Below are 1754 nucleotides of genomic sequence, written 5' to 3' on the forward strand. Positions count from 1 at the left end.
CTGCTCCTTCTGCTTATATCCATTGCCTCAGGAGTAGTGGCTCCAATATCGGTATATTTCTCATCCATTACCAAGCACCTTCGACATCTTCTCTTCCATCCATCCTTCGATCTCAAGATACAAATTTTTCAGGGCAGCCAATACAATGGATCACAGCCTATGCATACAATAGGAATCCGTTGCCCTATCTCTTGATCTCGATTCCATTTCTCCCAGATTGCGTATCCGCTCCTAATTCAGAAACATCACGTCTGAATGTCGCAGCCTATAAACGTAATTTGATTTAAGTCTTATTAACTTGATTTAATAAGCTTTCGCTGGGCGACAAGCAGAACAGACGCCATGGAGCAATGAAATTTAGGTATCGAGAAGGCGCAAATTCGATAGAAAATCCGATTTAATAGAAAGCTGCCTATCCTAATGAAAATTGAAGCTGTATCAGAGAGTCAGATCGATTTTCCCTTGTGAGAAGCGCGGAGGATGATGAATCCACTCTCAAAATTGCCCTCGCAACGACAGGATGGCTTTAGCCCATATATTTAAGGTAGCAACATCTAATTTTTATAAAAGTACTCTAAATTAATCAGCATATGTTTATATACAAGTTAAATTGATCTAGAGCAAATTAATCTTAACAAGGAGGATAAGCATTTGCTCAAGAAAATCGTCTTGATAATGATATGCCTCAGCCTACTCATCACGGTGGGTAGTGCTGAGAGCATAACAGTTATTGACTCCACTGGACGCTCTGTAAGCGTGAATGTGCCGGTGCAAAAGGTTGTATCGCTGGGGACAGGAGTTGCAGAGTACCTTTATGCTCTGGATGGAGAAAAGAGCCTGGTAGGAAGGGATTCTTATTCTCATTTCCCGCCGGGCTTAGAAGAGGTGCCTATTGCCGGGAAGAGCTCCTATTCGCCAGATCTGGAGCGGATAATATCGCTCCATCCGGACCTGGTGATCGCAGATACCATGCTGTCGGATGATGATTCAAAAGAGCTTGAGAATGCAGGAATCCCTGTGATGCTCGAGTCCCTTGTAGATCCGGCCAAAGATAATGAGGTTATGGAAAAGCTGGGAGCATTGATGGGGAAGGAAGAGCGCGCCCAGGAGATCACCGATTTTATCGCAGGCTATCAGGATATGATTCAAGAACGCATCGCAAGCGTAAAACCTGAGGACAGGCCCAAGGTCTTCTTTGAATGGGCTGGAAAGCCGTATTACACTGTTTCTAACGGCAACCCCTCAGATACATTGATCCGACTGGCAGGCGGAGACAACATTGCAAAAGATCTGGGAAACAGCACTCATTCATATCCCACCGTCAGCCCGGAGTGGGTGGTAGAGGTTGATCCGGATGTGATAATCCAGCAAAGGTCCAGCGACAAGGCATTCACAGAAAATGAGCTGAAGACGCTGAGAGACGAGATCATCGCCCGCCCTGAGCTTGCTGACGTGAAGGCCGTCAAGGATGGTAGGGTTTATCTGGTCTCCGGAGAGCTCAGATACGGCGTGCGCTCTGTTATCTGCCAGATTTACATGGCCAAGCTGTTCTATCCAGAGCTGTTTCAGGATGTGGATCCAGAGGAAGTCCACCAGGAGCTTGCAGAGAAGTTCTATGGTCTGAGCCAACTTGATGGCGTTTACACATATCCCACGGGCTCATCAATCTGATTTTTTTTAATATTTTTATGATTAATTTCGCATGGTTCCAGGCGATTCAAAAGCTCCTTTCCGTGACTGCTCCCCGCCCTAAA

At 45.8% G+C, this 1754-nt stretch carries 2 protein-coding genes (1 of these 2 only partly in view); one reads left to right on the plus strand and one right to left on the minus strand.

Annotated elements, in window-relative coordinates; all coding sequences use genetic code 11:
* On the minus strand, positions 1–68 hold the 5' portion of the coding sequence (locus BP822_RS07145; protein ID WP_286878058.1) for a precorrin-8X methylmutase. It extends 499 nt beyond the left edge of the window; the window shows 68 of its 567 coding nt (coding positions 1–68); the start codon lies at positions 66–68; the stop codon falls past the left edge of the window.
* A gap of 583 nt (positions 69–651) precedes the next feature.
* On the opposite strand from BP822_RS07145, the gene BP822_RS07150 reads away from it, so the two are divergent.
* Positions 652–1671, plus strand: coding sequence for an ABC transporter substrate-binding protein (locus BP822_RS07150; RefSeq protein ID WP_286878059.1), 1020 nt, complete (start codon positions 652–654; stop codon positions 1669–1671).
* The last annotated feature ends 83 nt before the right edge of the window (positions 1672–1754 follow it).

The sequence above is a fragment of the Methanosaeta sp. UBA458 genome, from assembly GCF_002496085.1.
In the GTDB taxonomy this organism is placed as follows: Archaea; Halobacteriota; Methanosarcinia; order Methanotrichales; family Methanotrichaceae; genus Methanothrix; species Methanothrix soehngenii.